This window comes from Corynebacterium sp. AOP40-9SA-29 (assembly GCF_052377405.1).
Classification (GTDB): Bacteria; Actinomycetota; Actinomycetes; order Mycobacteriales; family Mycobacteriaceae; genus Corynebacterium.
The window spans coordinates 135,961-159,954 of the sequence record NZ_JBQSWR010000007.1; the positions used below are offsets into that span (position 1 = coordinate 135,961).

Below are 23,994 nucleotides of genomic sequence, written 5' to 3' on the forward strand. Positions count from 1 at the left end.
CGGAGCTGGTCGGCATGCCTGACGTCGTGTCCCTTGCGTCGGGCGTCGGTATCGGCTCGATTATCGGAGCGGTCCTGACCTATATTTCGGCTCATGCGGTCCGTGTTGACTCATCCGAGGAGCGGCAGCGCAGGGCTGTCTCCGAATTCGTCAAAGCGGTAAGACTCGCCTTGACTAACCGGAAAGAAGTCGATCATGCAAACAAGGCAAAGCGGGATCAGTATATCTTCATGCTGAAGGGGGTCGATGCAGGTAAGGTACCGAACTCAGCTAACGCCACACCTCAGTACTTCAGTGAGCTTCAGGAGGGGTTTCGCCGGTACGAGATGAGGTACCGGCTGTACATTGCTGACCTTCAAATAGCCCTGGAAGAACTAGAGATCGACATATCGCGACCCGAGCTGCGAGAGTTTCTGCCCGTACTTCGAAAGACGATTGGTGGCATGGCATCCGCTGTTGCACACGCGGACGCAACGTTGGGCACCTTCGATTGGTTGTATCCCGCAGGTGAAGTGGATTCCGAGCAACGGCGTACCGAGGATGTAGAACAGGAACTTCCCGGGGATTTTGGTGAAGATCTCACACGAGACCTACGTCAACTCACCGAACGTGCAAACCACTACCTGAGCCCTCGCGGTCCCGTAGTACGCTTTGCCGACTACCTGGGTTGGTTCAGGCCGGGGACGACAGGTAACGAGTTTTCCCCACGTGGGTAAACCCCCACGTGCCCGTCGCCCCGTGGGGCCGAAAGGTTACGTCCTCTAGCGTGGTGTATCTGTAACCGCCGGTGACCAAGCCGTCAACGACGACGGCGAGTTTCAGCGCCCCCAGCTACCCGCGCAAGGCGAAGTGCCGCAGAGGGCCTGTGTCGAACACTTACTGTTGCCCGCCCTCGCTCAACTGACGTACTCCCAGGCAGCGCTCTCATCCTCGATCGGCGGTTCGGGGAGGTCTTCGTCGTCCACCAGGTCCCACAGAAGTTCCCGCCCACGTTCCCGGCTGATCCTCTCATCGCGGATCAGATGAAGAATCGCCTGCTGGTACTTCCGCGGCTGCGTGACCCTCGACAACTCGTCGGCAGGGTTGAGGTCCAATTCGATGATGTCTGCCTGGGTCGTCCGGAAAGAGCGGATGTCTCCGGCTGTCGTCGGATCAACGTGGTCCATATCCTGGAGGCGTCGTGCGAGGGTGGACATCCCCACCCGGTAGGTACTCGACACCACCACCGCCGCGGTGCGAACCCCGGACGCGGCGTGCGTCCGGTTCCACAGCTCGGTGACCCCCGCCGCGGGCAGCAGGACAGCGCGTGCGGTGTAGTCGAATCAAGCCTCTGTTTGATCCGTGTTGTCTGCTACCCGCCAGTCGACGGTGTAGTCGTCGCCAACTAAGAAGTGGCAGAGTTCGTGCACGGCAGTGAGGCGTCGGCGGCCCACTTTCCGGGAGGAGTTGATGATGCTTACCCCACCACGTTCCAGTAGGACGGTTCCACCGTCGGCTGTGTCGTCGCCCAGCGGTCGCGAGAAGGCGAGGAAGTTGACGTTCTCCAATCGGTCGACCAGCCCGGTCACGGGGGCATTGACGTTCAGTTCGCGTCGGATACGGGCGGCCATCTTCTCGGAATCTGCGCCGGTGCTTGGTTTGTCCCACGTGTTGGGTGTGACTGGGGCGTCAGCCAAGGACGTGAGTCGTTGAACAAGCTCGACGTCCTCCACGAGTTCATTCAGCAGGTCATCGACGTTGGAGTCCACGGTGTCCGGCCCCTGGGAGGACCGATGGGACACGATGGGGGAAATCGGATCGCGGAAAAGGAGGCCATCTGGACGCCAAGAGAGTCGGCTATTGCTGACAGCTCAAGGGCCGTTACTTTTCGGCTTCCAGCCTCGATCTTGTTGAGTATGGTGCGGTCGATGCGGACCCACTGCGCAAGGTCGACCTGGGTAAACCCTCGGCGTTCGCGGGTATCGCGGAGCCGTAGACCCAAGTCTGCCGCAGGCAGCAGCGCTGTTGGCTCTCGCCGAGGTGGTGGTGTTTCTGCTGGCGATCGCACGGTGGCAGGCTGAGCTGTTCTTTCGGCGCGCTCAGTGGGCCGTTGGCGGATCTGGTGCCGCGGAACGTGGAGCACGCGAATGCCGGGGCTGCCTCCGGCCTGTTCGATACCGCTGTTCATCTGGGTATGGCCCTGGGAACGGCGCTGACCGGTGTGGTGATCTGGGCGTTGATGTTCCTGATCCCTGGTCGGACAGTGTCTATGGCGAAGGAAAATGCCGTGGTCTCGGGAGAGCAGAAAGTCTCGGGATAGAACTCATGGTGCGGGGTGATCGGACCAAGCCAGATCGCCGGGAAGTCAGGAAACCCCCGCTACGGTCCTGCGTAGCGGGGGTCATTCCTAGCTGAGGTGTTTAGCCGGCCTTGTGCACCTCATATGCTTTGGTGCTGTCGAGCGCTTCTTCGGCGGTTTCCGGAGCGTCCGCTGCCCGGAACTCCAGGATCTGGTCGGTGTGGTTGTGGTCGTAGGCCTTCTGGCCCGTGCCTTCCTGCCGCTTCTTCAGTAGCTCCTCGCGCTGCTCCAACGGGGTCAGCGGATTGCCGTACATCCGGCGGGAAACCTCCGGGCTCAGCACCCGGGGGCTTTCGGCGGGGATGTTCAGCAGAGCGGGCTCGTAGTAGCGCAACGCCCGCGGGCAGATGCGCTTGATCAGCCACAGGAAAAGCTTGGGCTGTGCGGCGAGCACCTTGTAGATCGGTTTCCAGGCGGCGATCGACAGGGTGTCCATGAGCCGGGACTGTTTCACGCCGAGCATCGGGCGCATCCACCGCGGGTACGTTGCGATGATGCTCGTGCGCAGCAGCGGGCGACCGAGTTTCTGCAGCCACTTCGGCAGGTCAGGCTCAATGGTGACGAAGCCATCGAGGATGACGTCGACGTTACGGATCGCCGCCTCGGAGGCTGACAGCTTCTCCCGCCAGTCATCGAGGTACTTCTGCACCTCGCCGCGGGTGCGCGGTACATCTTCCTGGCGGATGGGCTGTGTGGCGGCCGCGGTGACCATCTGCGACCAGTACTCGTTCTCCTCGTCCCGGGAGAGTTTTCCGGGGCCGAACGTCTCGTACACGTAGAGGATCGAGTGCCAGGCGGTCACGTGGATCCAGAGCTGTGACTCCGGCTTGTTGGCCTCGTAGTTGTTGCCGGTCACCGGGTTCACGCCGTACGAGCGGTCGTGGACCTTCATCAGGATGTCCGCCATCCGGATCACGGTCTGGGAGTCCGCGGTCATCCAGGACACGAAGTACTCCATCGTGCGGTCGTACCGGGCCGGCGTGCGCTTGTACACCTGGCCGGACGCATCGACGGCGGCAACCAGGTCCGGATCCAGGTGCTCGATGGTCACGGCGCGGGCGAAGCCCTGCAGCGCGGCCGTCGGGTAGAGCCAGACCTTCCAGGCGACAGAGCCGGGGCCGAACCAGCCTTCGTCGGCGCGGGTGATCTTGTCGTCTTTTCCACCACGGCGGAATGCCTTCGAGCTGGTGGAATCCGACTTCTGATCGTCAGCGGCGGCACCGGGGATCGATGCCTCGGCCAGGCCGAGAGTGTTGTTCTCGTCGCCGGTAAAGGGGCAGGACATGGTGATCTCCTTCGGCAAGTAGCGCAAAAATGTATCGTGTGTCACACAAGGTTAGTCGAAGGGGATTCGTCTTGGAAGTGAAATGGTCAACAAGAGCGCGCCTGTCGGGGGATGGAGTCGAACGGTGGGGGTTCAGGCCCGTCCCACCTCGTCCTATGACCCCACGAAATCGTTGGTCCGGCGAGTGACGACCAACATTTCCGTGGGGTACTGGGAAAGCGGACGCCTAACCGACGCGTGAGGTTAGTCGCTCTGAGCCATCTGGCGTCGGCGCAGTACCCCGGACAGGGCGATGACGATGACCCCGGCGAGGGGGATCACCAGCAGACCCACGCGCAGGCCCGCGGCGTCCGCCACCAGTCCGACGAGCGGAGGCGAGGCCACGAACCCGAGCCTCATCAGCCAGGACACGACGGTGAGTCCGGTGCCGGGGCGCAGCCCGGGCAGTTCATCGGCGGTCTGCATCGCCGCCGGGATCAACGTGGCGACGCCGAAACCGGCGGCGGCGAAGCCCATGATCGTGCCCGGGACCGTGGGGAACGCCAGCGCGAGGCCCATTCCCACCGCCGCCACCGCGCCGCCGAGACGCGCCACGGTGCGTTGACCTAGGCGGTCGACCATGCCGTCGCCGAGGATGCGTCCTACGAACTGCGCGGCGACCAGCGCCACGTATCCCGCCGCGGCGACCGAACCGGGAGCGTCGAGGGAGGTGATGTACAGCGACGCCCAGGACATGCCGGCGTCCTCGACGAGTGAGCCGGCGATGGCGATGATGACCAGGGCGCTGAGCACCACGACCAGGTGGCCGGTCAGTGGACCTCGGCGCGCAGCATCCGGCCCCGCGGACTCGTGGGTGGCATCGGCGGACGCAGCGTTCGGAGCAGCATCCGGACCAGAGTCGGTAGCAGGAAGGCAGAAGCGCAGCGCGACGATCGCCACCAGGGAGAACACCACGGCAGACAGGCCGAGATGGATCTGACGTGGCAGGTCCACGGCGATGGCCGCCGCCGCCATCGCCCCGCCGAGCACCGCCCCGAGCGACCAGATCGCGTGGAAGGAGTTGATGATCGTGCGGCCGTAGCGGCGCTGAACCTGCAGGCCGTGGTCGTTCTGGGCAACGTCGGTGACGGCGTCCATCGCCCCGCCGACGAGGAGGCCGGCGACGAACATCCAGAGCGTGGGGGACGCACCGGCACCAAGCACGCCCAGGGCGGTGCCCATCGTGCCGGCGACCGCGACGCGGGCCGAGCCGAACCGTCGGATCAGCGGGGCCGCGGCCAGCCCGGCGATGATCGCGCCGACCGGGAAAGCGATGACGGCGAGACCGTAGATGGCATTGCTCATCCCCAGTTCGGCCTTGATCTCCGGGTAGCGGGGGATGAGGTTGGCGAGCACCGCGCCATTGGTCAGGAACAGCGCGGCGACGGCCCGGCGGGCGCGCCGGTCGGTGGGGGTGGGAGACATTGCGGCGAACTCTACAGCTAACTACCCCAGCGGCCTACGCCAGCGAGGACAGGTCCAGTGTCTCCGCCGACTCATTGAGCTCGGTCGGGATCGAGTTGTCGCTGACCTGCACCTCGGAGCCGTCCCAGTGGAATGTCGCCGAGCCGGACACCGTCTCGTTGGCGGCGGCCGGTTGGTCGCCCAGGAACTCGTAATTGACCTGCACGGTGCTGTCGTCGATGCGGTCCACCGACTCGATATACCTCGCCAGGATCGGTGCGGGCTCGGTCACCAGCTCACCATCGGCGAACAGGGCGACGGTCTGGTTGCTGCTGCCGGCCGTGCCATTCGAGTTGTCCTGCGTCCCGTTGCCGCCGTTGAGCACTACCCACGACAGCGGTTGGCAGGCGTCCATCTCGTCCTCGGAGACGGTGTAGTGGAAGTAGACGCCTGAGTCGTCTGTATCCTCGCCGGCGAAACGCACCGGCAGCGGATCGTCGCCGGTCAGCGGGTTATCACCCGAGTCTTCCTCACAATCCGGTGCGGCAGTACTCGACGAAGTCGTCGTCTCCGTCTCAGTCTCGGTCGGAGTCTCGGCCGCCGTCTCCGTCGGCGAGCCGGTCACCGTCGACGTCGCGGTGTGCACCGCCGTCTCGGTCACGGTCGCCGGGTCGTCCTGCTGCGAGCAGCCCGCCAGGAGCACGGCCGCTGCCGCGGGGACGGCGACGACGGCCGCGAGGGAACGGGCACGGGCACGACTGCGGGAATCCATGGCCGCCAGGGTATCGCGTCAGTCATACCGTGGGCGGAGTCGGCCGCGCGCCGAGGAGCTGATGTTCAGACCTGGGGCCGATGTGGACACGCCACCGGCGGACATAGTCTCCATAGAGTCAGCAATCATCACCTCTTCAGGAGAAACCCCGGTGACCACCCCGAACGCACCCACCCGCTACGCCTTCCTGGACGTGCTGCGCGGCGTTGCCTTGTGCGGCATCCTCTTCGTCAACCTGCGTGACCTGCTTTACCGCTGGACGGAGCACGCCGACCTGCATCACCCCGTCCTGCGCTTCTACGATGTGGCGATCCAGGGACGGTTCGTGCCGATCTTCGCTTTCCTCTTCGGTGTGAGTGCCTGGCTGCTGTACAGCTCCTCGGCGCGGCGCACCACCGTGCGCTCGGCACGCTGGCTGATGGTGCGACGCTTCGCCACGCTGCTGCCCCTCGGACTGCTGAACCTGTTCCTGCTGTACAGCGGCGATATCCTCACCATGTACGCGATCATCGCGCTGGTGCTGGTGGTGCCGGCGATGTTCCTGCCCCGCGGCCCCGTGCTCGCCGCCGGGGTGCTCGGCACGCTGGTGGCCTACTGGATGTGGGGCAACAGTCCGCTGATCGCGGCCACGTTGATGGTCGCCGGTTTCGGCGCCGCCCAGTATGGGCTGCCGGGCTGGCTGGAGTCGACGCGAAGCCGCGACCGGACGCTCGCCGCGGTCGTATTCGTGCTCGCCGCTGCCGCGGGCGTCGCGCTCAGTGTCGTGCAGAAGGGCATGTTGGACGCTGCGACGCTGCCGGACCCGGACGTTCTCGACCGGGTGGCGGGTTTCGCTGGGTTGTTCACCGCCGTTGCCATCGTCACCGGGCTGTCGCTGGTCTGGCGCCTGCTCGCTGCTTCTTCAGCGCGTGCCGCGCTCACCGCCCCCTTCGCCGTACTCGGACGCACTGCGCTGACGAACTACCTCGGTGCGTCCGCCCTGGCGCAGGTGCTGCTGCACGTGGCGCCGGACGTGGAGCTGACCAATCTGTGGCTGCTGCCGGTGGCCACCGTGGCGATCCTGGTGGTCCAGGTCCTGGCCAGCGCCCTGTGGCTGCGGTACTTCCGTTACGGCCCGGTGGAGTGGCTGTGGCGGTGCGCGACCAGGTGGGAGCTGGTCGCGCTGCGCCGGGGCACGGAACCGGCCCCGGAACCAGACCCGGCCACCGACGATCAGGAGCGGGAGGTGCGCTCCTTAAGGTCGCGGGCGTAGAGGTCGGCGGCCCTGATCGCCTGGACGACGTCGGTGGGGGAGTACTCGCCGGGCATCTGCTTGAGCGTCTCGCCGTCGGAGCAGGCGAGCTCGGCGATGCGCAGCAGGTCGGCGTCGTCGGCGTCGCCGAGGTGGATCTCTTCCAGGGTCGTCGGCAGGTCCACGGACTGCAGGAAGCCGATGTAGCGGTCGGCGTCCGGCTCGGGAGCGCCTTCCAGCATCAGCTGCACGCCGATGCCGAAGGCGACCTTCTCACCGTGGGTCATGTGGTGGATGTCGCCGTCCAGCGCGGTGAAACCGTTGTGGATGGCGTGGACCGCGGCCAGGCCGCCGTTCTCGAACCCCAGCCCGGAGAGCAGGGTGTTGGCCTCGCAGATGTTCTCCAGCGCGCGGCTGACCACGTGCGCCTCGTTGTCGCGCAGTGCCTGGTGGGCGTAGTCGAAGAGGGTCTCCTCGCACTTCTCCGCCAGGGCCAGGCCGGCCAGGGTGGGCCGGGCGGTGTCGTCCATGCGTCGGGAGTTCGCCCGGTCCACCGCACGGGCCTCGATGGAGGTGGCCAGGGCGTCGCCGATGCCGGAGCGCAGGGTGCGCACCGGGGCGTTGGCGATGACCCGGGTGTCGACGGCGATGAGGTCGGGGTTGCGGTCGTAGAAGAGGTAGGAGTCAAAGACACCGTCCTCGGTGTAGATCACCGACACCCGGGCGGTCGGGGCGTCGGCGGACACGGCGGTGGGGAACACCGCGACCGGCAGGGAGGCGTGGTCGGCGACGGCGCGGGCGGTGTCGATGGTCTTGCCGCCGCCGAGCCCGATGATCACGTCGTTACCGCCGGAGCGGGCCTTCTCGGTGATCCGGTCGATCTCCTTGAGTGAGGCCTCGCCGCCGAAGATCTCGTGGGCGGCGTCCAGCCCATCCCCGGAGAGCGACTCCTGCAGCTTCTCCCCGGCGATGCCCCAGACGATCTCGTCGGCGATGATCAGCGGGGAGGTGCCCAGCGGGCGCAGGTAGCCAGCGGCCCGGTCGATCAGGTCGATGCCCTGGACGTAGCGCGACGGGCTGGTGAACAGTTTGTCTGTCGTTTTGTCTGTCATGGGGACATTCCTCCTGTGAGGGGTTCGGTTTTCGCCACCACCCTAGGCCCGCTTCCGGGCGAGTGTGGCGGCCGTGACCTTTGGCTACAGTGGCGTGCATGTCCGACTCTCACTCGCAGCAGGTTCCCCTCCGCTCCTTCCGCAACGATCCTGCGGACTTCCTCCCCGAGGCCCTCGGTGGCTTCATCGCCTCCCACCCGGACGCCGAGTGGCACGACAGCGGTTTCGTCGCCCGCTCATCGGCGGTGGTCACCGATGCCGGTGAGCCGGCCGTGGCCGTGGTCTCCGGCGGCGGCTCCGGCCACGAGCCCATGCACGCCGGTTTCCTGGGCTCCGGCATGCTCGCCGCGGTGTGTCCGGGGCTGCTGTTCACCTCCCCGAACGCCGTGCAGATCGCCGAGGCCACCCGGTGGGCTGACCAGGGTTCGGGCGTGGTGCACGTGGTGAAGAACTACACCGGCGACGTCATGAACTTCACCGTCGCCCGCCAGGCGCTGGACGACGTCGACACCCGTGTTGTCCTCGTCGACGACGACGTCGCCACCGATCTCGCGTCCGATTCCTCTGACGGTTCCTCGGACGGCCCGGGACGCCGCGGTACCGGCGCGACGATCATCGTGGAGAAGGCCGTCGGTGCCGCCGCGCAGCGCGGCGATGACCTCGACCGCGTCGCCGATATCGGCCAATGGGTGGCGGACAGTTCCCGCAGCATGGCCGTGGCGCTCGCGCCCGGGCACCTGCCGACCAGCGGGCGCGACACCTTTGACCTGCCCGAAGGCAAGATGGAGGTCGGCGTCGGCATTCACGGCGAACGCGGCGTGGACCGCGTGGACGTGGAGACCGCCGATGAGGTCGTCGCCCGGCTGATCGACGGCATCGGCGGCTCGCTCTCGCTGGAGGACGGCTCCGAGGTCGTGTGCCTGGTCAACGGCCTGGGCGGGACCGCCCCGCTGGAGCTGAACCTGATCTTCGGCGAGGTGCTGCGCCAGCTCGCCGAGAAGGGCGTGGTGGTGCGCCGGGCCATGGTCGGCACCTACGTGACCTCGGTGAACATGGCCGGGGTGTCGCTCACGCTGACCTCGGTGGGTGATGCCACCGAGCAGCTCGTGGAGCTGCTCGACGCCGCCACGGACGCGCCGGGCTGGCCGCGGGTGCTCGGCGGGCAGGACGCACCGGCGTCCTACCGTCCCGCCGTGACCAGTTTCGACGACGACCTGCCGGAGTCGGGGGAGGAGAACCGCTGGCTCAGCGACTTCGTCGCCCGCGTGCAGGGCTCCGTCGACGACCTCACCGAACTCGACCGGTTGGCCGGCGACGGTGACTTCGGGCAGAACATGGACGCCGCTTTCGGTGGGGTCGACCTGCCGCTTCTCGGCCCGGACGCCGGCGTGCTCGAGGCACTGGGCCACCGCCTGCTCATCCGTGCCGGCGGCACGTCCGGCGCGGTGCTGGGCACGCTGTTCCGCGAGCTCGGCCAGGCGATGGAGGACGCCGATTCCCCGGTCGCCGGGCTGGCGGAGGGGCTGGAGGCTGCCCACCGGGCGATCACCGACCTCGGTGGGGCACAGCAGGGCGACAACACCTTGATCGATGCGCTGATCCCCGCCGCAGAGGCGGCAGCGTCGTCAGCGTCGTCGGCACAGGACGGCTCCTCCGATTTCGCCGCGGTCCTGGAGGCCTGCCACACGGCCGCGGCCGAGGGCGCGGAAAGCACCCGGGAGATGGTCGCCAAGAAGGGCCGCGCGAGTTACGTCGGCGAGGCTTCGCAGGGTGTGGTGGACCCCGGTGCGATCCTGGTGTCCTGGATCTTCGGCGGCTCTGGCAACGTCAGTGACTTCCACTAGTCGCGGAGGAGTAGAGTCGTCGACGAAGAAGTTGTCAGATCAACTACATGGTTGACCTGCACGCACACCAAGAAGAAGTAAGGACTTACCCCATGAGCCTGTCCACCACCATCCTGCGCGGCGTCAGCGGCGCGTACTTCCTGCAGTCCGGCATCGGCAAGCTCGGTATGCCCGCCGAGGCCGCCAGCGGTCTGCAGCAGTTCGCCGCCACCGGCGTCCCGCAGGTCTCCAGCCTCGAGCCGGGTGTCTTCGGCAAGGTCGTCTCCTGGTCCGAGATCGGCGTCGCCGCGTCCCTGCTGACCCCCGTGGTCTCCAACCGCGTGGCTGGCCTGGCCCTCGGCGCGATCAACGCCGGCTTCCTGTCGATCTACTTCCGCAATGACCAGATGACCCAGAAGGACGGCATCCGCCCGTCCGAGGCCGGCACCGGCCTGTCGAAGGACCTCTTCATCGCCGCCATCGCCGGCGCCCTGATCGCCTCGCCGAAGAAGTCCAAGTAGTCTCGTCGGCGTGACTGAGCCCAACACCCGGATCACCATCCGCCCGGCCGCCGAGTCGGATATCCCCACGATCACCGCCATCTACAACGATGCCGTGCGCACCACCGTCGCGGTGTGGAATGACGAGGTCGTCGACGAGGACAACCGCCTGGCCTGGCTGCGCAGCTATCAGCAGCCCGGTACCCGGGCCATCGTCGCCGAACAGGACGGCGCGGTGCTGGGCTATGCGACCTACGGGGAGTTCCGTCACTACGACGGATTCCGCCATACCGTGGAGAACTCCATCTACGTCGACGGCACGCGCCGCGCCGGGGGAGTGGGCACCGCCCTGCTGCAGGCGCTGGTGGCCGACGCCCGGGAGGCCGGCAAGCACGTGATGGTGGCCGCGATCGAGGGTGGCAATACCGCCTCGTTGAAACTGCACGCCAAGGTCGGTTTCCAGGAGTGCGGCACCGTGCGTCAGGTCGGCACCAAGTTCGACCGGTGGCTCGACATGACGCTGATGCAGGTCATCCTCTAGCCCCGCACCCGCCAGGACGCCGAGGCGTCCCACTCGGCCACGAGCCGGGCGTACGCGCCATCGGCGGCGGCGAGTTCGGACGGGGTTCCCTGCTCCACGATGCGTCCGTCGTCGAGGACCACCACTTTGTCGGCGACGGCGAGCGTGGCCGGGCGGTGGGTGACGACCACGGTGGTGTAGTACGGACGCACCGTGCGGATCGACGAGACCACCGCGGCCTCATTGTGCGCGTCCAGCGCCGACGTCGCCTCGTCGACGAGGAGGACGTGGGAGGGCTTAGCCAGTGCGCGGGCGATGCCGACGCGTTGGCGTTCACCGCCGGAGAGCCGGTTACCCAGCTCACCGACGGGAGTGTCCCACCCGGTGGGGATTTCCTGCAGCACGCCGCGCAGCCCGGCGGCATCGGCCACCCGGTCCAGCGCGGCGTCGCTCAGATCCGGGTTCACGGCCAGCAGGTTGTCCTTCACCGTGCCCGCGCCCAGCGCGGTCTGCTGGAAGACGACGGAGGCGTTGCCGCGCAGGACGGAAGTGTCGGCGTCCCGTCCGTCGAGGGTGACGCTGCCCGCGGCCGGCTCCACCAGCCCGGCGAGGGTGCGCAGCAGGGTGGTCTTGCCCGATCCGGAGCGTCCGACGACCACGGTGACCGTGCCCGGGGTGAGTTCCAGTGATGCCCCGGACAACCCCGTGGTGCCGTCGGGGAAGCGCACGTCGACGTCTGACACCTCGATGTGTGGCGCGACCGGGGCGGGATGTGCCGGCACGACGTCCGGCGCGGTGACGACCTCGACGGCCTCGGTAAGGGTGCGGTCCAGAGAGCGCAGGCCCACGGCCAACCGCGATACCCCCGTGACCTGCTCGACGACGCGCAGCATCACGATCACCGTCACGGCGGCGGACACGGCACCCAAGGTGCCGGCATCGAAGGCCAGCCACACGGTGACCCCGTAGCCGATGAGCACGGCCTGCAGCACCAGGCTGAACAGAATCTCGCCGGGGACCTGCCAGAACAGCAGGCGCAGGCTCCGGCCGCGCGCGTCGATCAGGGTGTCGTCCACCAGACGGGCACCTGCGGAGACCTGCCGTGCGGTGCGCAGTGACGGCTGGGCGTGGGCGTAGTCGGTGAGCCGGTCGTCGAGGTTCTCGTTCGCGGCGGTGAACTCCTCGTCGGCGCGGGTGACCATGCGGCTGGACGCCAGCAGCGCGAGCATCATCAGCACACCTCCGGCCACGGTGACCAGGGCTGCCGGGACAGTGAAGAACGCCAGGCCCACGCCGAGGGCGAAGGTGAACACCACCGCGGTGACCAGCGGGCCGACCAGCAGCACCGGGGCGGATGTGACCTCGTTCGCCCCGGTGGCCAGCAGGCTGCGCAGCCGGGCCGCCTTCGCCGTGGTGATCACCGGCGTCGGCCAGGACAGGACCGCGCCGGGGGTGTGTCGTTGGATCGAGTGCATCAAGGACAGCCCCACGGCCAGGCCCTTGTGGGCGGCGAGGATGTCGATCCCCCACGCGGCGGCGATGAGCGCGACCATGAGAAGCACCCACGGCCAGGCATCGGCCGGGGTGCCGCCGAAGAGGTCGTCGAGCAGGGGGTAGAGCACGATCACCGCTGCCGCCTGGATGACTGAGGAGACGATCGTGAACAGGATGAACAGGCGGAGGTCACGGCCGCCGCCGCTGATGGTGCGGATCTTCGTGAGCATCAGCGCGACTCCTTTCCGGTCAGGCCGGTCAGGTTGCCGGCGTTCTCGTGGGCGTCCCACAGCGCGGCGTAGGCACCGCCGTCGGCGAGGAGCTGCTCGTGGCGTCCTGCCTCCACCACGCGCCCGTGGTCCATGACCACGATGCGGTCGGCATCGGCGATGGTGTGCAGCCGGTGGGCGATCATCAGCACCGTCTTCCCGGCGAGCAGGCGGTCGAGCGCGGTGAGGATGGCCCACTCGCTGTCCGGGTCGGCCGAGGCGGTGGCCTCGTCGAGCACGATGACGGGGGTGTCGGCGAGCAGGGCGCGGGCGATGCCGATGCGCTGGCGTTCGCCGCCGGAGAGCCGGTCGGAGTCGACCACGGTGTCGTAGCCCTCAGGCAGCGCGGTGATGGTGTCGTGGATGTTCGCCGCCTCGGCGGCGGCGATGACCTGCTCGTCGGTGGCGTCCGGGGAGGTGAGCGCGATGTTGTCGCGGATGCTGGTGTGGATGAGCTGCACGTCCTGCAGCAGGATGGTGACCTTGGCGTAGAGCTCGTCCTGCGTGAGGTCGCGCACGTCGGTGCCGTCGATGCTGACCGAGCCGTCCAGCGGGTCCCATAGGCGGGCGAGCAGCGCGCCGACCGTGGACTTTCCGGCGCCGGACGGCCCGACGACGGCGGTGACCGTGCCGGGCTCCAGAGCGAGGGAGAAGTCCGTGAGAACGTCGCGATCCGGGGTGTAGCCGAAGCGGACGCGGTCGAGGACCACGTGGCCGGCCGGTGCGCGGCGGTCGGCCGGGCCGGGCAGTTCCGGGGTGGTCAGCGCCAGGTCGAGGCCCGCGCGGCCATCGAGGGAGACCAGTAGTCCGCCGATGCCACCGGTGATCGCCACGAGCTGGGCGCCGAAGGACGGCCCGAGCACCAGGAACGGGATGGCGTCGGCCACGCTGACCCAGCCGGGCAGCATCAGTAGCCAGGCGGCCACGACCAGCAGGCCGAGCACCGTGGTGGGGCGGTTGATCATCACTGCCATGATCTTCGCCGCACCGGTGTCTTTCTGGAGTTTGTCGACGAAGGCACCGACGCCGCGCAGGGTGCCGGGCAGGTCGACTACGCTGCTGTCCCCGAAGACCTGGGAGACCTCCCGCTGGGCGATGAAGCTTTGCGCCTGGCCGGTGACTGTGGAGATATTGCGCTGGGCGATCACCACCCGGTCGCGTTCCTTGCGCTGGATGGTGACCATCACCGTGATGAACGCGGCGATCGGCAGCAGCAGCACCAGGCCCAGCCGCCAGTCGACGGTGAAGAGGTAGACCAGTGCGGCCAGGGGTGTGACCACCGCGCCGACGAGGTCGGGGACCGCGTGGGTGACGATGTAGTGCATGCCGGCGACGTCGTCGGCCACGAGCTTGCGGACCTCCGAGGACTGCCGGTGGGTGAACCATCCCAGTGGCAGGCGGGCGAGTTTGTCCATGAGCCGTCGGCGCAGCGCGGCGGAGTAGGTGGCGTCGTAAAAGTGCATGGCCAGCATCAGCAGCGTGGTGCCGAGTGCGGAGACACCCATCACCACCAGGGCGGCGACCCCGGTGGACAGCATCTGGTCGCGTCCGGCATCGTCGAGGAACTGGCGGCAGAGCTCGGCGAAGAGGATGAAGGGCACGATGCCCAGCACCGACAGTAGAGCCTGGATCACTCCGGCGATGATCATCGGGGTGCGCGCCGGGGCGAGCACACCGGCGGACGGCGTGGGTTCAGAGTCTTCAGCCTGCCCGCTCTCCTCCGTGTGTTCGGCCTCGGCGCGTTCGGCCTCCATCTCCTCCAGGACCCGCGATTTGCCCATCGCGCGCCCGGCGGCCCAGTAGCCCTGGGCGTGCAGCGTGGCCTTGTTCAGATTGTGTTCACGCTGCAGGACGGTCCGGGCGTGGCGGGTGGCGGTCACCTCACCGGTGACCCAGGCGTACCAGCCGTCCCAGTCGCCGCCATCGATGGCCTGCGCGAGTGCGCGGCCCTCGGGCAGTTCGTCGACCCACGCGGCAGTGATGTTCGGGCCCTGCGGCAGCGGCGCCTCGGTATCGCTGTCATGGTGCTTCTCCAGGTAGACCACCACGGGGACGTCGGCGGGCACGGCGGCGGCGATCTGGGTGATCGCCGGGTAGGACGCCAGGTCCCCGAGTAGGAGGTACCCCCGCGGTGCGGGGTCGAGCAGTTCGAAGTCCTGCTCGCCGAACCGGGTGGCGACGAGAGTGTCGCCGGCGGTGCAGTTCTGCGCCCACCAGGACGCCGGGCCCATGGGGTGGTGGATCACGAAGTCCATGGCCAGGGTGCTGGCGGCCGGGTCGGCGGCGGCGAAGGTGTAGCCGCGTTGGAACTGCTTCGACCCGCCGTCCGGGTCGGGGAACCAGGCGCGCATCCACGCGGCCGGTGCCTCGCCGTCCGACGACAGGATCGTATCGGAGTGGAAGTGGACCCGCACCATGGTGCTGGTGCGCCATTCGGTGCTGGTCACGGTCAGGACGTGGTCCTTGGCGCCGAGCCCACGCAGCACGGCCCCCTGGAAACCTCTGCTCACGGTACAGCCTCCTTTAAGTGAGATGAGGCTTACCGTACCTTACCGGGAGGGGGTACCGGCACCCCTTGCCTTCGTGAGCAACAGCAGGCCGACGAGCAGCACCACACCGATGCCCAGGATGCCGAAGCGGTCCTCGCCGGTGATACCGGTGAACAGGGCGAAGGCGGCCGGGGCCATCCAGCTCACGCTGCGTCCGGTGGTGGCATACAGGCCAAACATCTGGCCTTCACGCCCCGGCGGGCAGATCCGGGCCAGGTAGGAGCGCGACGCACTCTGCGCGGGGCCGACGAACAGGCACAGCAGCAGCCCGAAGATCCAGAACATCGCCGGGCCGTCGACGAAGAAGAGCACGAAGGCGTCCAGCACCAGCAGGATCAGGGACACCATGATCACCGGTTTCGGCCCGACCTTGTCGTCGAGGTAGCCGCAGGCCAGGGCGCCGATCGCGGAGACCACGTTCGCACCGACGCCGAACAGCAGCACATCCGCCGGACTGAGCCCGTAGACCGAGACCGCGAGCACGGCACCGAAGGTGAACACGCCGGCCAGCCCATCGCGGAAGACCGCCGAGGCGATGAGGAACCACACGGCCGAGCGGTCGGTGCGCCACAGGTCGGCAATGTCGCGGAATAGTCCGCGGTAGGACTCCGCCACCGAGGAGGTCTGTGCGGAGGGGTCCGGGGTGTTCTCCGGAACCTTGAACATCACCGGGATCGCCGAGGCCAGGAACCATACGGCGGCGATGACGGCGACGACACGCACATTCCAGCCGTCCTCGACCGGGACGTTGAACAGGCCGCGGGTGTCGCCGTCGCCGGCGATGAACCCGAGGTAGCAGAACAGCAGCAGGACGATGCCGCCGAAGTAACCCATCGACCAGCCGAAGCCGGACACCCGGCCCACGTTGGCTCGGGTGGAGACCTGCGAGAGCATGGCGAAGTAGCTGACTTCGGCGAACTCGAAGGTCACCGAGGCCACGGACATGATGACGATGCCGGCCCAGAAGTAGCCGGGAGCGTCGTTGCCGATGCCGACCAGGCTGAACATCAGGCCCACGGTGACCAGCGTCCACACGGTCACGGAGCGACGTCGGGTGCCGCGGGCATCGGCGCGGCGTCCCATCACCGGGGCGATGAGGGCGATCGTGACTCCGCCGGCGGCCATCGCCCAGCCGTACCAGGTGGCGGGGCTGGTACCGTCGCCGAACCCGCCCTCGATGGAGCCACCGACGGAGTCGGTGAGGTAGACGGAGAAGATGAAGGTCACGAGCACGGCGTTGAAGGCCGCCGAGCCCCAGTCCCAGAATGCCCAGGCGAGGGTGGGGCCGCGGTAGATCCCGGTGAGCGCGGCGGTGTCCTGCGCGGTGTCGTGCCCGGTGTCGGTCGCGGTGTCGGGGTCGCGGGTATCGTCAGGTTGCGAGGTCGCCATAACCAACAGACTATTGCCCTGGTGAACATACTGGGGACCCGGGTGTGGCGGGGTACTCTGTCTGTCGATGAATACTCGCAGTCGCAGCACCGCCGCCGGGGCGTACGCGGCCCTGGCCGAGCATGTTTCCGCCACCGTGATCGGACGCTACTCCACGTCCTTCTCGCTGGCCACGCGGTTGCTGCCCGCCGGGGTGCGCGACGATATCCGTAACCTCTACGCCGTGGTGCGCATCGCCGACGAGATTGTCGACGGGGCTGCCGGGGGTTGCGACGCACATGACGTGCGCGACGAGCACGCCGTGCACGACGTACGCAGCGTGCTTGATGACTACGAGGCCCGCGTGCTCGCCGCGCCGGGCACCGGATTCCACACCGACCTGGTGCTGCACGCGTGGGCGTCCACCGCGCGTCGTTGCGACATCGACCCGGAGCACATGCGCGCCTTCTTCGCCTCGATGCGCAGCGATGTGCAGCAGGTGGTGCACGACCGCGACAGCCTGGCCCGCTACATCCACGGGTCCGCCGAGGTCATCGGCCTGATGTGTCTCGACATCTTCCTCGCCCACGCCGAACCTGTGAGCGGACCGGTGAGCGAGCCGCAACGCGCCTGGCTGCAGGACGGCGCCGCCGAGCTCGGCGCGTCCTTCCAGAAGGTCAATTTCCTGCGTGACCTCGCCGACGACCGGGACGTCCTCGGGCGGCTGTACCTGCCGGAACTGCAGGACGGCCCGCTGACCGTCGCGGTGCGCGACCGCATTCTCGACGAGGTGGACGCCGGGATCGCCGCGGGGCGTCGCCGCATTCCCGCCCTGCCGTCGGGGTGCCGCGCCGGGGTGGCGTCCGCCGCCGCGTTGTACGCGGAGTTGTCCGCGCGCCTGCGGCGCTGCACCCCGGAACAGATCGTGCGTACCCGCGTGCGGGTGCCGGCACCGGTGAAGGCCTCGCTCACCGCCCGCGCACTCGCCGGCTCAGTCACAGGAGCATACCGGTGAGCGCGCCGCGCGCCGTCGTCATCGGCGCCGGGATCGCAGGTCTGGCCACCGCCGGCCTGCTGGCACGCCAGGGTTACCAGGTCACCGTGCTGGAACGTGGGGACACCGTCGGCGGGCGCGCCGGCTCACTTCGTGTCGATGAGGCACCGGGATTCCGGTGGGACACCGGCCCGAGCTGGTACCTCATGCCGGAGGCCTTCGACCGGTTCTTCGACCTGATGGGCACCTCCACCGCCGAGCAGCTCAACCTCACCGACCTCACCCCCGGCTACCGTCTGCTGCCGGAAGGCCTGGACCCGGTGGACGTGCCGGTGGGGGAGGACGCCGTGGCGGAGCTCTTCGAGTCACTGGAGCCCGGAGCCGGTGAGAAAGTGCGCCGATACCTGCACGAAGCGGGGGACACCTACCGCATCGCCGTGGAGCGATTCCTCTACACCGACTTTTCCTCCCCGGCACCGTTCCTCGCCGCCGGTGTGCTGCGCCGGGCGGGACGTCTGGCCCGGCTGCTGACCGGCTCGCTGGAGTCGCTGGTGGACGGGCGGTTCGCCGATCGTAGGCTGCGCCAGATTCTGTCGTACCCGGCGGTGTTCTTGTCCTCGCGCCCGTCGCAGACTCCCGCGCTCTATCAGTTGATGAGTTATACCGACCTGGTCCAGGGTGTGAAGTACCCGGTCGGCGGGTTCACCAGCGTGGTCGAGGCGCTGCACCGGCTGGCCGTGGAGCACGGCGCGCAGGTCCGCACCGGCGTGGACGTGACGGGCATCGTCACCGACACCGACCGGGCGAATCCGCTGCGTACGGCCCCCGGGATCGGACGCCTGGGCGCGGCGGTGTCCTCGGGGCGGGCGCGTGGTGTCACGGTCGCCGGCGGGGAGTTCATCCCCGCCGACGTGGTGGTCAGTGCCGCCGACCTGCACCACACCGAGAACGTCCTGCTGCCGCCGGGGTTGCGCACCTACCCGGAGCCGCGGTGGCGCAAGGCTGATCCGGGGGTCGGTGCGGTGGTGGTGATGCTCGGGGTGCGCGGGGCGCTACCGGAGCTGGCGCACCATACGTTGATCTTCAGCGAGGACTGGACGCCGGACTTCGCCGCCGTCTTTGATGGGGCAGGTACCGGCAAGACCAACTTCTCGCGCTCGGTGTACGTCTCGCGCCCCTCGGCGACGGATCCGGACGTGGCACCGGCAGGTCATGAGAACCTGTTCATCCTGGTGCCCACCCCCTGCGACCCGACGATGGACGCCGCCAGCGTGGAGGCAGTCGCCGAGGCGACGGTGCGTCTCGTCGCCGAGCGCGCCGGCATCCCGGACCTCGCCGAGCGGGTGGTGGTGCGTCGGACGCTGGGTCCGGCGGACTTCGCCACGCGCTACAACTCCTGGCGCGGCTGGGCGCTGGGCCTGGCGCACACGCTGACGCAGTCGGCGTTCATGCGCGGCACGAACCGCTCGCGGGCAGTGTCGAACTTGTACTACGCGGGCTCCACCACGACCCCCGGGGTGGGGGTTCCGATGTGCCTGATCAGTGCGGAGAACGCCGTGCGGCGCCTCGTTAGAAACGGTGCAGCATCACGTGGCAGCGACCGCTGGGGTCGAGGCCACCGTTGACCTCGCTGTCCACGTAACCGAGCTTGGCGTAGACGTGGCGGGCCCGGTCATTGCCGAGGTCCACGGCCAGGGAGACGCCGGGGTAGCCGGCCTCTTGGGCGACGCGCAGCAGTTCGGCCATCAGTGCGGTGCCACGACCGTGACCGGAGTACTCCGGGCGCACCGCGATGGCGACCTCGGGGAATTCGTCGGCCACGTAGCCGGCACCGGGGTCGTCGGCGGTGAAGGTGCGCAACCACGCGCCACCCACCGGCACCCCAGCGTCCGGCCCAGCGTCCGTCTCGAGAATCACTCCGCCCTGTTCCGGGGTCCAACCGTTGACGTAGGCCTCGATCTCAGCTTCGATGCCGTCGCTGACGGGTTGGCACTCATCACCCCACTGATCGGTGAGGATGTAGAGGGCCCGCAAGAACTCCCGGTCGGCCTCGACGGCCGGTCGGTAGCGCAGTGCAGTGGTGTCGTTCATCAGTAGATGAAGACTTCGTCGCCCGGGTTGAGGGCGTCGAAGTAGGTGATGGCGTCCTGGGTGTTCAGGCGCACGCAGCCGGCGGACAGGGCGTCCAGCGTGCCCTGGTGGAAGGCGTGGCCGTTATTGGTGAAGTACACCGCGTAGGGCATCGGCGCGTTGTTGAACTCACGGCTGATCTCGTCCTTCACCTTGTACTGCACCGTGAAGTTACCGCGCGGGGTGTCCTGGCCGGCCTTGCCGGGGGACATGCTGACCGGGCCGTAGGACGTGTCGCCGTCGCGCTGCAGCCAGGTGCGCTTGCCGTCGATGTCCACGCACACGCGGGCGGACGCCGGGCAGGGCGTGTTGGTGGTGCTGGCGGCACGCTGCTCGGCAGCGGCGCGGGCCTCGCGCTCGGCGGCGGCGGCAGCGGCGGCGCGGTCCGCAGCGTCCTGCTCGTCCTGTCGATCCTGGACGGCACCCGGGGCGACGAGGTCGGCGAGATCGCGGACGCCCTGCTCGTAGGCATCGCGGAACTGCTCGGGGACCTGGCCGGCCTGCAGCAGGGCGGCGTCGTGCGCGTCGAGGACGCCGTCGCGGACCATCTCGTTGATCTCGTCCGGTCCGGGCAGCTCGATGTTGCCGAGCGAGGGCAGGTTGGCGGCGGACGGCGCGGCGACGGCCGGTGCAATGCCGGCTCCGCCGATGCCGATCGCGGCGACGGTGGCGACACCGAGGGCGGCCACCCGGCGACGGAAGGTGCGTGCGGTGCCGGCGGTGCGGGTGTGGTGTACTGGCTCTCTCCGAATGTTCACGGGCGCCATCCTATCCCCTGGCAACGTAACTGGGAAACTTTTGTAGGGCCGTGTGTCCCGCAGTATTCACCGAACGGTTACGGGAGTCGCTAGCTAAGTCACAGGTATCCTGGATGTGCCGAGCATGAAAAATCCGGGAAGCCGGGCCAGACTAGGGAGATATGAACGTGCCTGTGTCGAACAATTCCAGCAACACCAGCAGCGGACAGCATGGTGCACACAGTGCACACGGTGCCCATTCCGCCCAGCCGGTGAAGGTCCTCGTCGTTGATGACGAGGCGAATATCGCCGACCTGATCAAGGCGCGGCTGGAGTTCCAGGACTTCGAGGTCCGCACCGCCGCGGACGGGGCCACCGCCCGCGAGATCGCCAAGACCTTCCACCCGGACGCCTTCATCCTCGACGTGATGATGCCGGGGATGGACGGCTTCACCCTGCTCAACAAACTGCGCGAGGACGGCCACGAGGCCCCCGTGCTCTTCCTCACCGCCAAGGACGGGGTGGACGACCGCATCCACGGCCTGACCATCGGTGCCGACGACTACGTCACCAAGCCTTTCGCCCTGGAGGAGGTCATCACCCGGCTGCGGGTCATCCTGCGCCGCGTGCAGCCCGTCGAGGAGGACGACCCCTCGCTCATCAGCTACGCCGACATCACCCTCAACGACGATATGCACGAGGTCACCAAGGCCGGCAAGGTGGTTGATCTGTCTCCCACCGAGTTCAAGCTGCTGCGCTACCTGTTGGTGAACTCCGAGGTCGTGGTGCCCAAGTCGAGGATCCTCGACGCGGTGTGGGAGTACGACTTCGGCGGCGACGGCAACGTGGTGGAGTCCTACGTCTCCTACCTGCGCCGCAAGATCGACACCCAGGACCCCCGTCTGATCCACACCGTGCGTGGTGTGGGCTACGTGCTGCGGCTGCCGCGTAGCTGATGGCGGTGACGGACAGGATCGCCGGTCGCGCCCGGCGTGCGGGACGCGCCTACCCCGGTGTCTTTCTGTCTCATTATCCCCTGAGGTTCTCCCTGGTCCTGGTGATCACGGTGCTCACAGCCCTGGGGCTGGCGGTGTCCGGCACGGTGGTGACCGGGATGATGCAGCGCTTCCTCACCGAGCGGGTCGACGAGCAGCTGCAGGACAGTGCCGCCTGGGCGGCAAGCATCACCGAGTCGCCGTGCCGGGAGACTTACCAGTCCCACGACCAGCTGGTGATGCAGCGTCCCCCGTCGAAGATGTACTGGGGTCTGCCGGGCGACGCCTGCCAGACCACCGGCCCGAACAGCGTCAACGACTCACTGCCGGACGTCTCGTCGATCACTGAGTCGACGCGTCCGGTGACGGTTCCGGCCGCGGACAACTCCGCGTCCCAGGCGCCGTGGCGCGCCGCGGCGGTGACGAATGAGGACGGTGGCGTGACCGTCTTCGCCCTGCCGATGGACGGCGAGTCGAAGATCATGGACGGCATGACCACGATGCTGATCATCATCAGCCTGCTGATCCTGGCCTCTGTCACCGCGGCCAGTCTTTTCCTGGTCAGACGCGCCTTGCAGCCGCTCTACCAGGTGGAACAAACCGCCGGACGCATCGCGCGCGGTCATCTCGACCAGCGCGTGCCCAATTGGTCGCCGAAGACGGAGGTCGGCCGGTTGTCGGTGGCGCTCAACCGGATGCTCGCGCAGATCCAGGGGGCGTTCATCGCGGTGAACGACTCCGAACGCCAGGCCCGTGAGGCCGAGTCGTCGATGCGCCGGTTCATCGGGGACGCCTCCCACGAGCTGCGCACCCCGCTGACCAGCGTGCGCGGCTACGCCGACCTGTACCGCTCCGGTGCCACGAATGACCCGGACATGGTCATCGACCGGATCTCTGCGGAGGCCGGCCGGATGAGCCTGTTGGTCGAGGATCTGCTGACGCTGGTGCGTATGGACGAGGGACGTCCGATGCGTGAGGACCCGGTGGACATGCTGGAGATCTGCCTGTCGGCCGCCGAGAATGCGCGCGTGGGATTCCCGGGACGCACGGTCAGCGTGCGCAATGAGGCCCGGTCGGTCCCAGTGACGATGGGCGACAGCGCCCGGCTGCACCAGGTTGTCGGCAACCTGGTGACCAATGCGATGCGCCATGCCGGTGAGGATGCCTCGGTGGTGATGCGGCTGAGCCGGCCCGACGAGGACCACCTGGCCGTGGAGATTATCGACGACGGTGAAGGCATCGCCGCCGATGATGTCCCGCACCTGTTCGAGCGTTTCTACCGTGCCGATGTCTCGCGGTCCCGCCAGTCCGGCGGGTCGGGACTGGGGCTGTCGATCGTGAAGCGGTTGATCGAGCTACACAATGGCACGATCACCGTGGAGAGCGAGCTGGGGGAGGGGACCACCTTCCGGATCCTGTTGCCGGTGTGGCGCGACGACAGCGACGACGTTGACGATGAGATCGATGACGTCGACGAGGTTGATGAGATCGACGAGGTTGCCGACGGTGATGCGGAGGATCCGAACGCCCCCGACGAGGACTCGGATCCGGGTTCGAGCCGGGACACCTGGGGCGGCTGAGCCGGTCGGCCTAAGTGCCTGGAGCCCCGGGCGGGGCGTCGAGCGCCTCGACGACGAGCGTGCCGACGATGCGGTGGTGGGGGATCACCGCGTGGCTGATCCGCGCATCCGGGAATCGATCCTGGATGGTGACGAAGCGCAGCGGGCCGCGGTGGGCGTCCAACCCGGTCAGCGTGTCGTGTGACCCCAGCGCGAGGGCCCGGTCGCGCGGGACGATCCAGTCGCCACGGGTGATGACCTGGGTGACCGGCACCGTGGAATCCACAGTATGGGCCAGCACCTCGCGCAGCACCGGGGATCCGACGAGCTGATCGGCCAACGCCGGGGAGAACGCCCGGTCCAGCCGGTGCAGGACGCGGTGCTCGGGCGGTCGGAACCACGGGCGTGCCACCCCGCGGAAGTCCGCCGCCAATCCCACGACATGACGCACCGCCCCGGCATCGAGCCTGCCGGAGGAGGCCAGCGCCAACAGCCCGCCCTGGGAGTGTCCAACGAGGTCGACAGGGCCGTGGGTCTCGACGATCCGGGACACATGCCCGGTGACCTCCTCGAGGGAGTCGCACAGCCCGCCGGTCCCGCGGTGGCCGTAGGACACCGACAGCACCGGGCGTCCCGACTCCCGGAGGGCGGGGACGATGCGCTCGAAGTTCCCCCGGCTGCCGGCGGTGCCGTGCACAAGGACGACAGGACGCAGGGTGGTGCTACCGGCACCGGCAGTGACGCCGGTGCCGGCAGTGACGTCGGTGCCGGCCGGTGCGTCCGGCGCGTCCTGCCAGGGGTCCGCCGCCTGCGGTAGGCGGTCGAGCAGGCGGCATAGCAGCGGGGGACGTGGTGCGGGCATCCCCCTACTCTGC

At 68.1% G+C, this 23,994-nt stretch carries 23 protein-coding genes; 10 read left to right on the forward strand and 13 right to left on the reverse strand.

Going from position 1 to position 23,994, the window contains the following annotated elements; all coding sequences use genetic code 11:
* The first annotated feature begins 14 nt into the window (after positions 1 to 14).
* Positions 15 to 716 (forward strand): hypothetical protein, encoded by a 702-nt coding sequence (locus ACT3SZ_RS13035; RefSeq protein ID WP_444619265.1) that lies wholly within the window; start codon positions 15 to 17, stop codon positions 714 to 716.
* 180 nt (positions 717 to 896) lie between these two features.
* Here ACT3SZ_RS13035 and ACT3SZ_RS13040 read toward each other — a convergent pair whose 3' ends face one another.
* The 3 genes from ACT3SZ_RS13040 to ACT3SZ_RS13050 form a co-directional block, all read right to left on the reverse strand.
* Entirely contained in the window at positions 897 to 1,196 is a 300-nt protein-coding gene (locus ACT3SZ_RS13040) for a hypothetical protein (RefSeq protein ID WP_444619267.1), read from the reverse strand.
* Between the two features lie 126 nt (positions 1,197 to 1,322).
* The gene (locus tag ACT3SZ_RS13045; protein ID WP_444619269.1) at positions 1,323 to 1,748 is read right to left on the reverse strand and encodes an ImmA/IrrE family metallo-endopeptidase; all 426 of its coding nucleotides are present in this window, start codon (positions 1,746 to 1,748) and stop codon (positions 1,323 to 1,325) included.
* Complete coding sequence (locus tag ACT3SZ_RS13050) at positions 1,721 to 2,167, reverse strand: helix-turn-helix domain-containing protein (protein WP_444619271.1); 447 nt, start codon at positions 2,165 to 2,167, stop codon at positions 1,721 to 1,723. The genes ACT3SZ_RS13045 and ACT3SZ_RS13050 overlap by 28 nt, the downstream gene beginning before the upstream one ends.
* Between ACT3SZ_RS13050 and ACT3SZ_RS13055 the strand changes: the two genes are divergently transcribed.
* On the forward strand, positions 2,114 to 2,299 hold the full coding sequence (locus ACT3SZ_RS13055; RefSeq protein ID WP_444619372.1) for a hypothetical protein: 186 nt from the start codon (positions 2,114 to 2,116) through the stop codon (positions 2,297 to 2,299). The two genes, ACT3SZ_RS13050 and ACT3SZ_RS13055, sit on opposite strands and share 54 nt — an antisense overlap.
* Before the next feature lie 100 nt (positions 2,300 to 2,399).
* On the opposite strand, the gene ACT3SZ_RS13060 is transcribed toward ACT3SZ_RS13055, so the two are convergent.
* From ACT3SZ_RS13060 to ACT3SZ_RS13070, 3 genes are all read right to left on the reverse strand, one after another.
* A complete protein-coding gene (locus ACT3SZ_RS13060) occupies positions 2,400 to 3,623 on the reverse strand; it encodes an oxygenase MpaB family protein (protein ID WP_444619273.1) in 1,224 nt (407 codons plus the stop codon).
* Between the two features lie 243 nt (positions 3,624 to 3,866).
* Complete coding sequence (locus ACT3SZ_RS13065) at positions 3,867 to 5,087, reverse strand: MFS transporter (RefSeq protein WP_444619275.1); 1,221 nt, start codon at positions 5,085 to 5,087, stop codon at positions 3,867 to 3,869.
* A gap of 34 nt (positions 5,088 to 5,121) precedes the next feature.
* Positions 5,122 to 5,838 carry an LppP/LprE family lipoprotein gene (locus tag ACT3SZ_RS13070; RefSeq protein WP_444619277.1) on the reverse strand — a complete coding sequence of 239 codons (717 nt, stop codon included), beginning with the start codon at positions 5,836 to 5,838 and terminating at the stop codon, positions 5,122 to 5,124.
* 151 nt (positions 5,839 to 5,989) lie between these two features.
* Here ACT3SZ_RS13070 and ACT3SZ_RS13075 point away from each other — a divergent pair, with 151 nt between their 5' ends.
* Complete coding sequence (locus ACT3SZ_RS13075; RefSeq protein ID WP_444619278.1) at positions 5,990 to 7,090, forward strand: DUF418 domain-containing protein; 1,101 nt, start codon at positions 5,990 to 5,992, stop codon at positions 7,088 to 7,090.
* Here the strand turns inward: ACT3SZ_RS13075 and ACT3SZ_RS13080 are convergent.
* Positions 7,051 to 8,181 (reverse strand): glycerol dehydrogenase, encoded by a 1,131-nt coding sequence (locus tag ACT3SZ_RS13080; protein ID WP_444619280.1) that lies wholly within the window; start codon positions 8,179 to 8,181, stop codon positions 7,051 to 7,053. The two genes, ACT3SZ_RS13075 and ACT3SZ_RS13080, sit on opposite strands and share 40 nt — an antisense overlap.
* Before the next feature lie 98 nt (positions 8,182 to 8,279).
* On the opposite strand from ACT3SZ_RS13080, the gene ACT3SZ_RS13085 reads away from it, so the two are divergent.
* The 3 genes from ACT3SZ_RS13085 (at position 8,280) to ACT3SZ_RS13095 (ending at position 11,045) form a co-directional block, all read left to right on the forward strand.
* Positions 8,280 to 10,025, forward strand: coding sequence for a dihydroxyacetone kinase family protein (locus tag ACT3SZ_RS13085; protein ID WP_444619282.1), 1,746 nt, complete (start codon positions 8,280 to 8,282; stop codon positions 10,023 to 10,025).
* Positions 10,026 to 10,117: 92 nt separating this feature from the next.
* A complete protein-coding gene (locus tag ACT3SZ_RS13090) occupies positions 10,118 to 10,525 on the forward strand; it encodes a hypothetical protein (protein WP_444619284.1) in 408 nt (135 codons plus the stop codon).
* Positions 10,526 to 10,535: 10 nt separating this feature from the next.
* A complete protein-coding gene (locus ACT3SZ_RS13095; RefSeq protein ID WP_444619286.1) occupies positions 10,536 to 11,045 on the forward strand; it encodes a GNAT family N-acetyltransferase in 510 nt (169 codons plus the stop codon).
* On the opposite strand, the gene ACT3SZ_RS13100 is transcribed toward ACT3SZ_RS13095, so the two are convergent.
* From ACT3SZ_RS13100 to ACT3SZ_RS13110, 3 genes are read right to left on the reverse strand one after another with little or no spacing between them, the layout of a single operon-like run.
* Entirely contained in the window at positions 11,042 to 12,748 is a 1,707-nt protein-coding gene (locus tag ACT3SZ_RS13100; RefSeq protein ID WP_444619288.1) for an ABC transporter ATP-binding protein, read from the reverse strand. The two genes, ACT3SZ_RS13095 and ACT3SZ_RS13100, sit on opposite strands and share 4 nt — an antisense overlap.
* Positions 12,748 to 15,297 carry an ABC transporter ATP-binding protein/permease gene (locus ACT3SZ_RS13105; RefSeq protein ID WP_444619290.1) on the reverse strand — a complete coding sequence of 850 codons (2,550 nt, stop codon included), beginning with the start codon at positions 15,295 to 15,297 and terminating at the stop codon, positions 12,748 to 12,750. Before ACT3SZ_RS13105 ends, ACT3SZ_RS13100 begins: the two co-directional genes overlap by 1 nt.
* Positions 15,298 to 15,336: 39 nt before the next feature.
* Complete coding sequence (locus tag ACT3SZ_RS13110; RefSeq protein WP_444619292.1) at positions 15,337 to 16,725, reverse strand: MFS transporter; 1,389 nt, start codon at positions 16,723 to 16,725, stop codon at positions 15,337 to 15,339.
* A 67-nt stretch (positions 16,726 to 16,792) separates the two neighbouring features.
* On the opposite strand from ACT3SZ_RS13110, the gene ACT3SZ_RS13115 reads away from it, so the two are divergent.
* Together ACT3SZ_RS13115 and crtI are read left to right on the forward strand one after the other, a co-directional pair.
* Complete coding sequence (locus ACT3SZ_RS13115) at positions 16,793 to 17,719, forward strand: phytoene/squalene synthase family protein (protein WP_444619294.1); 927 nt, start codon at positions 16,793 to 16,795, stop codon at positions 17,717 to 17,719.
* Entirely contained in the window at positions 17,716 to 19,323 is a 1,608-nt protein-coding gene (crtI, locus tag ACT3SZ_RS13120) for a phytoene desaturase family protein (protein WP_444619296.1), read from the forward strand. Before ACT3SZ_RS13115 ends, crtI begins: the two co-directional genes overlap by 4 nt.
* Here the strand turns inward: crtI and ACT3SZ_RS13125 are convergent.
* Positions 19,268 to 19,789: a GNAT family N-acetyltransferase gene (locus tag ACT3SZ_RS13125; protein ID WP_444619298.1), complete on the reverse strand. Its 522-nt coding sequence runs from the start codon at positions 19,787 to 19,789 to the stop codon at positions 19,268 to 19,270. The two genes, crtI and ACT3SZ_RS13125, sit on opposite strands and share 56 nt — an antisense overlap.
* Positions 19,789 to 20,586 carry a L,D-transpeptidase gene (locus tag ACT3SZ_RS13130; protein ID WP_444619300.1) on the reverse strand — a complete coding sequence of 266 codons (798 nt, stop codon included), beginning with the start codon at positions 20,584 to 20,586 and terminating at the stop codon, positions 19,789 to 19,791. Before ACT3SZ_RS13130 ends, ACT3SZ_RS13125 begins: the two co-directional genes overlap by 1 nt.
* 251 nt (positions 20,587 to 20,837) lie before the next feature.
* Here ACT3SZ_RS13130 and ACT3SZ_RS13135 point away from each other — a divergent pair, with 251 nt between their 5' ends.
* The gene (locus tag ACT3SZ_RS13135; protein WP_444619366.1) at positions 20,838 to 21,521 is read left to right on the forward strand and encodes a response regulator transcription factor; all 684 of its coding nucleotides are present in this window, start codon (positions 20,838 to 20,840) and stop codon (positions 21,519 to 21,521) included.
* Positions 21,522 to 21,526: 5 nt separating this feature from the next.
* A complete protein-coding gene (locus ACT3SZ_RS13140) occupies positions 21,527 to 23,140 on the forward strand; it encodes a sensor histidine kinase (RefSeq protein ID WP_444619302.1) in 1,614 nt (537 codons plus the stop codon).
* A 10-nt stretch (positions 23,141 to 23,150) separates the two neighbouring features.
* On the opposite strand, the gene ACT3SZ_RS13145 is transcribed toward ACT3SZ_RS13140, so the two are convergent.
* Complete coding sequence (locus ACT3SZ_RS13145) at positions 23,151 to 23,981, reverse strand: esterase/lipase family protein (protein ID WP_444619304.1); 831 nt, start codon at positions 23,979 to 23,981, stop codon at positions 23,151 to 23,153.
* Positions 23,982 to 23,994: the final 13 nt, after the last annotated feature.